Origin of the sequence: Myxococcus sp. CA033, from assembly GCF_013336625.1 — a bacterium.
Lineage (GTDB): Bacteria > Myxococcota > Myxococcia > Myxococcales > Myxococcaceae > Myxococcus > Myxococcus llanfairpwllgwyngyllgogerychwyrndrobwllllantysiliogogogochensis.
The window spans coordinates 366367-376900 of sequence record NZ_JABUMU010000005.1; the positions used below are offsets into that span (position 1 = coordinate 366367).

The 10534-nt window shown below is 69.4% G+C and carries 2 protein-coding genes; both read left to right on the forward strand.

Going from position 1 to position 10534, the window contains the following annotated elements:
- Positions 1–87: 87 nt before the first annotated feature.
- Positions 88–2148, forward strand: coding sequence for a hypothetical protein (locus tag HUA78_RS16615; RefSeq protein ID WP_174456471.1), 2061 nt, complete (start codon positions 88–90; stop codon positions 2146–2148).
- Positions 2149–2159: 11 nt separating this feature from the next.
- The coding region (locus HUA78_RS16620) for a non-ribosomal peptide synthetase (RefSeq protein ID WP_174476697.1) at positions 2160–10534 on the forward strand (8375 nt) is incomplete at its 3' end.

Below are 10534 nucleotides of genomic sequence, written 5' to 3' on the forward strand. Positions count from 1 at the left end.
AGGCGGATGCTCGGGGGAACGCTGGGGGAATGTCAACCCACCGTGGCTTTCCTCACCTGTCACAACGCCACTAGACTGCGTTCATCCATGCCCCCTGCCCCCTCCGTCGTGCGCATCGTGGCCATGTTGTGTCTGCTTCATGGCACCGCCCACGCGGAGCCCTGGAAGAAAGCCAGACCCGGCACCACGACGGAGTCGCAGTTGCGCATCCTGTTCGGCGAGCCCGACTCACGACGTCGTGAGGATGGCGCGCTGGTGCTCGACTATCAGGGTCAGTCCTCGCCGGCGGGCACGAGGCATGCGCGTTTCACGGTGGATACACGCACCCGAAGGCTCCAGCGCATCGATGTCTTTCCCACCCGGCCTCCCTCGCGCGCCTCGGTGGAGAAACAATTCGGCGCGGCCTGTCCCAAGGTCGGCCGGAGCAAGAAGCCCTGCTACCTGGTGAAGGCCACGGCGGACACCACGCTGTACTTCCACTATCCCTCGCGCGGCCTGGCGGTGTTCTTCACCGGTGCCGACGTGCGCGCGCTGACCTACGAGCGTCCTGTCCGGGGGCGCCTCGCGCTCTCCTCCAGCGTGGAGCCGCCGCTGGAGCTGGGCGCGGGGAGCGACGGCGTTCGGAGCACGAACGCATCGGGCGACACCGTGTCCGCGTCCGGCACCGACGCGGAGGACGACACGGAGACCGCCGACGGCAACACCGTGGAGGCCTTCGCGGAGCCCGCCTCCGACACCGCGAACGCGCCCGCCGCCGCGAGCCTGGCGCTGGCGGTGCCGACCATCGACGGCGAAGGCGAGGGCCAGGCACCGCGTCCACCAGCGTCCGCTGACGTGGACACCTCGCTGCGGCCCGTGGTGGTGGCGGACATGGGGACGTCTGTCACCTCGGGCCCCTCCGTGCCGGGCGAGGGGCCCCAGCCCGTGACGGAGGAGGCCGCGGTGGAAGACCCTCTGCACCCTTCCGCATTCCTCAAGGTGCCGGAGCTGCTCACGGTGGGCGGCTTCTATCTGCAGCGCGCGGAGGTATCCGGCGCCACCCGGGCGCTGAGCGCGAAGACGGGCGTGGACCCGTTCTTCCCGGCGCTGCTGGACGTGTACCTGGACTTCAAGCCGTTCGACGGGCTGCGCAGCTTCGCGGTGGGCCGGATGGCGTACGACCCGTTGGACCCGCTGCTCTCCACGCCCGTGACGAGCCTGGACCGGCTGTGGATCTACTTCGGCCTCTTCGACCACGTCTTCATCACCGCGGGCCGTCAGCACATCAAGTGGGGCAGCTCGAAGATCTGGAACACCACCGACTTCCTGCGCTCGCGCAATCCGGACCCGTTGTTCCTCTATGACTTGAGGCCCGGCGTGGACATGGTGAAGGTCAACGTGCCGTGGGAGGAGATGGCCGCCAACCTGTGGATCATCGGCACCGCGGACCTGGTGGACACGACGAGTGGAGTGGGCGGACTGGAGGACGAGGACCGCGTGCGCTACGGCGGCGCGGTGCGCGCGGAAATCGCGCTGGGCACCAGCGAGCTGGCGGCGACGGGCTCGTTCTATGAGGGGCGGCGCCCCCGCTATGGCCTGGACTACTCGCTGGGCCTGGGGCGGCTGGACTTCAACACGGAGATCGCCCTGGTGCATGGCGCGGACGTGGCCACGTGGGAGCGCGCGGCGGACGGTGGCTTCCAGGTGCGGGCGCTGGACGGGTTGCAGGTGCAGGCCAGTGGCGGCATGCAGGTCGAGCTGCGGGTGGCGGACACCTTCAAGACGGTGGTGCGGTTGGAGGGCTTCTACAACCAGTTGGGCAGCGATGACCGCGAGCTGCTGACGTGGGTGCAGACCGTCGGCGACTTCCAGCCGCTCTACTTCGGCCGCTTCTATGGCATGGCGCAGGTCGCCGTCACCGCGCGCAACATCTACGAGCCGACGACAACGCTCACCTTGCTGGGCAACGTGGGCGACCCCTCCTACGTCGTCCGGCTGGACATCAACGCCTCCCGGCTGCGTGACGTGACGGTCGCGGCCTTCGTGGAAGTTCCCTTTGGAGAGCGCGGCGGCGAGTTCCGCTTTCAGCCCGACCCCACCGTGGCGCCTGGTGCACCGGTGGACATGGGGCTGTTCCGCGCGGGCATCAACGTTCGCCTCAGGCTCTGAGCCCTACCCACATGACAGTTCCAGACGATTCCGCCCCGGCCTCCCCCAGCCAGCAAGGACGGAAGGTTCCCCCTGTCGATTCCGTCGCCGCGCCCGGCGCCGCCACCCCTCTGCCCGAACACGCTCCAGCGCACGAGCCCGGACCGCGCCCCGTCCTCTCCGACGAGCAGCGCCAGCGGGTGCTCTCCACCTTCAACGCCTCCGAGCGGGAGTTCGAGGGCGGCGACACGGTGGTGGCCTGCTTCGAGCAGCAGGTGGACCGTGCGCCCGACGCGACGGCGCTCGACTTCGAGGGCACGCGGCTGACGTACCGGGAGCTGGATGAGCGCGCCAACCGGCTCGCGCGCCACCTGCGCTCGTTGAGCGTGGGGCCGGAGACGCGCGTGGCGCTGTGCGCGGAGCGCTCCGTGGAGCAGGTGGTGGGGATGCTGGGCATCCTCAAGGCGGGAGGTGCGTTCGTTCCGTTGGACCCGGCGCATCCTCCCGAGCGCCAGGGCTTCATGCTCTCCGACAGCGGCGCGCCCGTGGTGCTCGCGCACCAGCGGGTGATGGACGAGCTGCCGCTGCGAGGCGAGATGCTGGTGGAGCTGGAGGGCCCCCGGCCGGAGTACGCGCACCTGTCCGTCGGACGACTGGACGCGGTGGTCACGCCGGAGCACCTCGCCTACGTCATCTACACCTCCGGTTCCACGGGACGCCCCAAGGGCGTCCTGGTGCCACACGCGGGTCTGCGCAATACGGCTTTGGCCGCGGTCCAGGCGCATGGCTTCCGGCCGGAGGACCGGGTGCTCCAGTTCGCGTCGATGACCTTCGACGCCTCCGTGTGCGAGGTCTTCGCCACGCTGCTCGCGGGCGCGACGCTGGTGCTCGCGCCCCAGGAGCGACTGCTTCCCGACGCGCCCCTGCGAGCGCTGCTGCGTGAGCGCGCCGTCACCGCCGTCACCCTCACCCCATCCGTGCTCGCGCAGTTGGAGACGGAGGGACTGGAGGGGCTGCGCACCGTCATCTCCGCGGGCGAAGCCCTGCCCATCGCCGTGGCCGAGCGCTGGAGCGAGGGGCGCCGGATGCTCAACGCCTACGGCCCGACGGAGGCCAGCGTCTGTGCCGCCATCACTCCGCACGCGGTGGTACCGGGCGCCATCACCCTGGGCACGCCGTGGCCCAACACGCGGCTCTATGTGCTCGACGAAGCGCTGGAGCCCCTGCCCCCCGGCGTGGCCGGCGAGCTGTACATCGGCGGCGTGGGCGTGGCCCGTGGATACCTGGGCCGTCCAGACCTCACGGCGGAGCGCTTCCTGCCCCATCCCTTCAGCCCCATCCCCGGCGCGCGGCTGTACCGCACCGGAGACCTGGCGCGGTGGACGCCGGACGGAGAGCTCGAGTACGCGGGCCGCGCCGACACACAGGTGAAGCTGCGCGGCATGCGCGTGGAGCCGGGTGAAGTCGAAGCCCTGCTCGCGCGCCATCCCGAGGTCCGCGAAGTCGCGGTGCTCGCGCGCGAGGTGACGGCCGGAGAGCTGTCGCTGGTGGCCTTCATCGTCCCGGACGTGGGCCTGGATGCGGCCCGTGTCAGCACGGCCCTGCGTGCGTGGCTGCGACAGCAGCTCCCCGAGCACCTGGTGCCCTCCGTGCTCATGACGCTCTCCACCCTGCCCCTGACGACCTCGGGGAAGGTGGACCGGCGAGCGCTGGGGGTGATGCCGCTCGAGCGCGGCGATGCATCGGGCGCTGTCCCTGGAGGCGAGCCTCGAGGAAAGCTGGAGGCGCTGCTCGCGGGCCTGTTCCAGCAGGTGCTGGGTGTGGAGAGGGTGGGACGGGACAGCGACTTCTTCGACCTGGGTGGGCACTCGTTGAGCGCGACGCGGCTGCTGGCGCGCGTACAGCATGCGGTGGGGGTGGAGCTGCCGCTGAGCGCGCTGTTCTCCCACGCCACGGTGGCCTCCCTGGCGCGCGCGCTGGGGCCCAAGGCCGCGTCGCTCGGAGCGCCCCTCGCGGGCCCCACGCAGCTTCCCGCCGACGCCGTCCCGATGACGTCCCTGGCACAGGAGCGGCTGTGGTTCCTTCAACAGCTTCAGCCCGACTCGGCGGCGTACCTCGTCGTCGACGCGCTGGAGTTCCGGGGCGTGCTGAGCGTGCCCGCGATGGAGGCCACGCTGCGCCGGATGGTGGAGCGACATGCCGCGCTTCGCGTCACCTTCACGCCCGTCGAGGGCAGCCCGCGCTTGCGCACCCACGCGGTGCACGAGCCCGTGCTCGCCGTGGAAGACCTGTCGCGGCTCCCGCGCGAGGCGGGGACACCGGAGGCGGTGCTCCAGCGCCGACTGAGTGAAGAAGCCGCGCGCCCGCTCTCGTTGGAAGACGGGCCGCTGTACCGGTTCCGCCTCTTCAGCGTTGGCCCCGAGCAGCACGTGCTGCTCCTGGTGCTTCACCACCTGGTGGTGGATGGCCTGTCCATGGGCATCCTCCTGAATGAGCTGGCGCGGACGTACTCCGCCCTCCAGGAAGGCCGTGAGCCCGCCCCGGCTCCGGTGACCATGACCTACGCGGATGTCTCCGCGTGGCAGCGCACCCCCGAGGTGCGCGCGCGTGAGGACATCCACCTCGAGTACTGGAAGCGACAGCTCGCCGGAGCCCCGGCGCTGCTCATGCTTCCCACCGACAAGCCTCGACCGCCGGTGCTCTCCGACCGGGGCGCGTACTCGCGTCGACACGTGCTGCCCCGCGAGGTCCGTCAGCGCCTGGAGGCCCTGTGCCGGCATCACCAGGTGACGCCTTTCATGGCGCTCTATGCCGTCTTCGCCACCCTGCTCCACCGTTACTCCGGTGAGCAGGAGCTGTGCATCGGCACGCCTGTCTCCGGCCGCAGCCACGAGTCCACGGAGGAGATCGTCGGTCTCTTCATCAACACGCTCGTGCTGCGCACCCACCTGTTGCCAGCCGCGCCCTTCTCCATGCTGCTGGCGCACGTCTGGGCGATGTCACTGGAGACCTTCAGCCACCAGCACGCCCCCTTCGAGCGGGTCGTCGATGCGCTCCACGTCGAGCGCAGCCTGAGCCACGCGCCGCTGTTCCAGGTGATGTTCGACCTGCGCCGCGTCGACTCGCCCCTCTCGTTCACTGGCCTGTCTTCGCAGCACGTCTTCGTCGACAACGGCACCAGCCAGCTCGACCTCGCGCTCACCGCCACCGAACTGCCGGACTCTTCGCTCCAGCTCTTCTTCCAGTTCCGCACCGACCTCTTCGAGCACGCCTCCGTCGAGCGGATGCTGTCCCACTTCGTCCTGCTGCTGGAACAGGCCCTCGCCGCTCCCCAGCTTCCCCTCTCCGAGCTCTCCCTCCTCGACGCCGACGAGCGACGCCGCGTCCTGCTCGACTTCAACGACACCGACCGGGCCTTCGACGCAGACGGCTCTGTCGCTTCTCTTCTTGAAGCCGCGTTCGCTCGCACTCCCGACGCCATCGCGCTCGTCGCTCCGGATGCCACGCTCACCTTCGCGCAGCTTCACGCTCGCGCCTCGCGTCTCGCGTTCCACCTCGCCGCGCTGGGGGCTCGTCCCGAGGCCGTTGTTGGCGTCTGCGTGGAGCGGTCCTCCGAGGCCGTCGTCTCGCTGCTCGCCGTCCACCTCACCGGCGCCGCATGCCTTCCGCTGGAGCCGTCTCATCCACCAGCACGCCGTGCACTGCTGCTTCAGCAGTCCCGTGCCAGCCTCGTCGTCACTTCGCCTTCGCTGTTTGACGGCGTTCAACTCGACGCGGTGCTCGTGCAGCCACAGGACGCCCTGCGACCCGGTGCGGCGCTCGCGCAGCCCTCACGCGCGCAGCCGGACAACCTGGCGTACATCCTCTACACCTCGGGCTCCACCGGCCTGCCCAAGGGCGTCCTCTCCACCCAGCAGAACGTCGTCCACTGCTTCGACGCCTTCGACTCCCTCTACTCCACTGCCCCCGGCCACACCTGGGCCGCCTCCGGCAGCCTCTCCTTCGACATCCACCAGGAGGAAATCCTCTTCAGCCTCTCCCGCGGCGCTCGCGTCATCCTCCGCGACGTCGGCCCCCTCGGCCTCGCGCGCGACATCCTCCGCCACCGCGTCTCCCACGTCGTCATCACCCCCTCCTCCCTCGCCACCGCCCTCGAGGAGCCCGGTGCCTTCGACGCCTTCCGCTCTCTCTCCGTCCTCGTCACTGGCGGCGAAGTCCTCCCCGACTCTCTCGTCCAATCCCTCGCGCTGACTTCCACCCGTCTCGTCAACACCTACGGGCCCACTGAAGCCAGCATCAACGTCGCCGCCGAAATCTCCCTCCCCCACCGCCCCGTTCGTCTCGGCCGCCCTCTTCCTCGCTGCCGCCTCTACGTCCTCGACGACTCCCTCCAGCCTCTCCCCCCAGGCGTCCCAGGCAAGCTCTTCATCGGCGGCATCTGCCTCGCTCGCGGCTACCACTCCCTTCCTCACCTCACCGCTGAGCGCTTCATCCCAGACGCCTTCTCTTCCTCCCCCGGCTCTCGCCTCTACGACACGGGCGACAGGGCCCGCTGGAATGACGACGGCTCCCTCTCCTTCCTCGGACGCTCCGACTTCCAGCTCAAGCTCCGCGGCGTCCGCGTCGAAGTCGAGGAAATCGAAGCCGCTCTCCTTCGCCTCCACGGCGTCCGTCAGGCCGCTGTCCTCCCCTTCCGCCCTTCTCGCGACACCTTCCTCGTCGCCTTCCTCGTCCTCGACGACTCCGCACCCTCTCTCTCCTCTCTTCGCGACGCGCTGGCCTCCTCTCTTCCGGAAGCCCTCGTCCCCTCCCGCTTCCTCTCCCTCCCCTCCCTCCCCTTCACCACCAGCGGCAAGGTCGACAGGACGGCCCTCTCCTCCTTCGACATCTCCTCCGCTGTCGCGGCCGAGTCCTCTTCCGACTCCGCTCCTCGTGGCCAGGCAGAGGCTCTCCTCTCCCAGCTCTTCGCTGACGTCCTCTCCCTCTCCGTCGTCCCTCGCGACGCTGACTTCTTCTCCCTCGGCGGCCACTCCCTCTCCGCCACCCGCCTCGTCTCCCGCATCCGCCTCGCCTTCGGCGTCGAGCTTCCTCTCGCTTCCCTCTTCGCCTCTCCCTCCGTCGCGGGACTGGCCGCCACACTCGCTCAGCACCACGCGCCTGCCCTCCCTCTCCCCAACCCCTCTCCCTCCTCCCTCCCTCCTCGCGCCTCCTTCGCCCAGGAGCGCCTCTGGTTCCTCCACCAGCTCCAGCCGGACTCCGCCGCGTATGTGATTCCCGAAGCGCTCGAGCTGACGGGCGCGCTGGACACCGAGGCCCTCGAGACGGCGCTGCGGCTGTTGCCGGAGCGGCACTCGTCCCTTCGCGCCGTCTTCGGCTCGTCGGAGGGTCAGCCTCGGATGGAATTCCAGCCCGTGTCCGAGCGCGTGCTCCACGTGGAAGACCTGCGGACGGGTGCTCGGGGTGAAGAGCCGTTGCGTGCGCTGCTCACGCGGCGCCTGGAGGAAGAGAGTGCTCGCCCGTTCTCACTGGAGCACGGGCCGCTCTATCGCTTCCGCCTGTTCAGGCTGGCCGCTGACCAGCATGTGCTGCTGATGGTCATCCATCACATCGTCGTGGACGGCCTGTCCATGGATCGGCTCCTGGTGGAGCTGGCACAGGGATACTCAGAGCTGAGTCAGCGACGGTCTCCGGTGCTGCCCACTCCGCTCCTGTCGTACGCGGATGTCTCCGCCTGGCAGCGCACTCCCGAGGTTCGTGCGCGTGAGGAGGTCCACCTCGACTACTGGAAGCAGCAGCTCGCCGATGCCCCAGCGTTGCTCGCGCTTCCCACCGACAAGCCTCGGCCGCCCGTCATCACGGACCAGGGTGGCTTCTCACGTCACCACGCCCTGCCCCGTGACGTCCGTCAGCGCCTGGAGGCCCTGTGCCGACAGCATCAGGTGACGCCGTTCATGGCGCTCTATGGCGTCTTCGCCACCCTGCTCCACCGCTACTCCGGTGAGCGGGAGCTGTGCATCGGCACGCCTGTCTCCGGCCGGACCCTCGCCGCCACCGAGGACATCGTCGGCCTCTTTCTCAACACGCTGGTCCTTCGTACCCACTTCCCCGCGGGGATGACCTTCGCCGCGCTGCTGGCCCAGGTCCGGAGCAGTTCGCTCGACGCCTTCAGCCACCAGGATGCGCCCTTCGAGCGGGTCGTCGATGCGCTCCACGTCGAGCGCAGCCTGAGCCACGCGCCGCTGTTCCAGGTGATGTTCGACCTGCGCCGCGTCGACTCGCCTCTCTCCTTCTCCGGCCTGTCATCGCAGCATGTCTTCGTCGACAACGGCACCAGTCAGCTCGACCTCGCCCTCACCGCCACCGAGCTTCCCGACTCCTCCCTCCAGCTCTACTTCCAGTTCCGCACCGACCTCTTCGAACACGCCTCCGTCGAGCGGATGCTGTCCCACTTCGTCCTGCTGCTGGAGCAGGCCCTCGCCGCTCCCCAGCTTCCCCTCTCCGAGTTCTCTCTTCTCGACACCGACGAGCGACGCCGCGTCCTCCTCGACTTCAACGACACCGACCGGGCCTTCGACTCCGACGGAACCGTCGCGTCTCTTCTTGAAGCCGCGTTCGCTCGCACTCCCGACGCCGTCGCGCTCGTCGCTCCGGACGCCACGCTCACCTTCGCGCAGCTTCACGCTCGCGCCTCGCGTCTCGCGTTCCACCTCGCCGCGCTGGGGGTCCGTCCCGAGGCCGTTGTCGGTGTCTGCGTCGAGCGTTCCTCCGAGGCCGTCGTCTCGCTGCTCGCCGTCCATCTCGCGGGCGCAACGTGTCTTCCGCTGGAGCCGTCTCATCCGCCGGCACGCCGAGCCCTGCTGCTTCAGCAGTCCCGAGCCTGCCTCGTCATCTCCTCGCCTTCACTGTTCGAGGGAACGCAGCTTGGGATTGTGGTCATTGAGCCGGGTGCCGCACAGCAGCCGCATGCCGCGCAGGCCGAGCCACTGCGCGCGCAGCCGGACAACCTGGCGTACATCCTCTACACCTCGGGCTCCACCGGCCTGCCCAAGGGCGTCCTCTCCACCCAGCAGAACGTCGTCCACTGCTTCGACGCCTTCGACTCCCTCTACTCCACTGCCCCCGGCCACACCTGGGCCGCCTCCGGCAGCCTCTCCTTCGACATCCACCAGGAGGAAATCCTCTTCAGCCTCTCCCGCGGCGCTCGCGTCATCCTCCGCGACGTCGGCCCCCTCGGCCTCGCGCGCGACATCCTCCGCCACCGCGTCTCCCACGTCGTCATCACCCCCTCCTCCCTCGCCACCGCCCTCGAGGAGCCCGGTGCCTTCGACGCCTTCCGCTCTCTCTCCGTCCTCGTCACTGGCGGCGAAGTCCTCCCCGACTCTCTCGTCCAATCCCTCGCGCTGACTTCCACCCGTCTCGTCAACACCTACGGGCCCACTGAAGCCAGCATCAACGTCGCCGCCGAAATCTCCCTCCCCCACCGCCCCGTTCGTCTCGGCCGCCCTCTTCCTCGCTGCCGCCTCTACGTCCTCGACGACTCCCTCCAGCCTCTCCCCCCAGGCGTCCCAGGCAAGCTCTTCATCGGCGGCATCTGCCTCGCTCGCGGCTACCACTCCCTTCCTCACCTCACCGCTGAGCGCTTCATCCCAGACGCCTTCTCTTCCTCCCCCGGCTCTCGCCTCTACGACACGGGCGACAGGGCCCGCTGGAATGACGACGGCTCCCTCTCCTTCCTCGGACGCTCCGACTTCCAGCTCAAGCTCCGCGGCGTCCGCGTCGAAGTCGAGGAAATCGAAGCCGCTCTCCTTCGCCTCCACGGCGTCCGTCAGGCCGCTGTCCTCCCCTTCCGCCCTTCTCGCGACACCTTCCTCGTCGCCTTCCTCGTCCTCGACGACTCCGCACCCTCTCTCTCCTCTCTTCGCGACGCGCTGGCCTCCTCTCTTCCGGAAGCCCTCGTCCCCTCCCGCTTCCTCTCCCTCCCCTCCCTCCCCTTCACCACCAGCGGCAAGGTCGACAGGACGGCCCTCTCCTCCTTCGACATCTCCTCCGCTGTCGCGGCCGAGTCCTCTTCCGACTCCGCTCCTCGTGGCCAGGCAGAGGCTCTCCTCTCCCAGCTCTTCGCTGACGTCCTCTCCCTCTCCGTCGTCCCTCGCGACGCTGACTTCTTCTCCCTCGGCGGCCACTCCCTCTCCGCCACCCGCCTCGTCTCCCGCATCCGCCTCGCCTTCGGCGTCGAGCTTCCTCTCGCTTCCCTCTTCGCCTCTCCCTCCGTCGCGGGACTGGCCGCCACACTCGCTCAGCACCACGCGCCTGCCCTCCCTCTCCCCAACCCCTCTCCCTCCTCCCTCCCTCCTCGCGCCTCCTTCGCCCAGGAGCGCCTCTGGTTCCTCCACCAGCTCCAGCCGGA